Below are 680 nucleotides of genomic sequence, written 5' to 3'. Positions count from 1 at the left end.
GTATTGGTTGTCGCCATTGTGTTTGGTGCCATTTTTGGAGGCGGGATCGTCAAGTTGATCTTAAATCATCGTAAAGAAGTTCGAGCGTTAGAGATTTCTGAGCGAAATACGATGAGCCAAGAAGAGCAAGAAAGCCTCAAAAAGCAAATTGGCGAGTTAAAACGACGCGTTGAAGTGCTTGAGAGAATCGTCACCGACAGCAAATATCAACTTGAGAAAGAAATTGCTTCGCTGTAATTCAAATCTTAGAAAAAGCCGGATCAGTCCGGCTTTTTTATGTTTATCGTTTGGTTTTTCAATCAACGTTCATCGAAAAAGTCTTTGTTTCGGATGTACTTACTCATTAAATGGTAAGAAAACGGACGAATCAGCCAACTAAAAAGTGAACGCCCGAGGCGAATGAGTGTTGGCGTGTTCTCATAAATTCTGCCATTGTACAGCCACAGCATTTTTCCGACGTGCCAGTAAAGAAAAGGCACCGGAGGCATGAAAGTCACAATATCGATATCACAACAAATTCGGTAGGTTTTATGCGCCAGACGATAGCGACGTTTGAACGTCCAGTCACCAATGGCGGGCTGCCCGAAAGTCACAACGCGCTTGATGCTTTTCGGATACTTCTTTTCTATGTAATCCGCAAACACGCTACCAATTGCACCACCAGAAGAGTGGCCTGTCAC

At 43.7% G+C, this 680-nt stretch carries 2 protein-coding genes; one reads left to right on the top strand and one right to left on the bottom strand.

The genetic code is table 11. The features are described 5' to 3' along the window. Window positions 1-237 (top strand): hypothetical protein (locus tag R7Q46_RS27375; protein WP_025621503.1); only part of this gene is annotated, 237 nt, incomplete at its 5' end. Window positions 238-299: 62 nt separating this feature from the next. Here R7Q46_RS27375 and R7Q46_RS27370 read toward each other — a convergent pair. Beyond that, the coding region (locus R7Q46_RS27370; protein ID WP_411978780.1) for a lipase family protein at window positions 300-680 on the bottom strand (381 nt) is incomplete at its 5' end.

Source organism: Vibrio sp. 811 (assembly GCF_033339195.1).
Note: the sequence above shows the minus strand (reverse complement) of the source record. Positions and strands in the feature narration are given on the sequence as shown.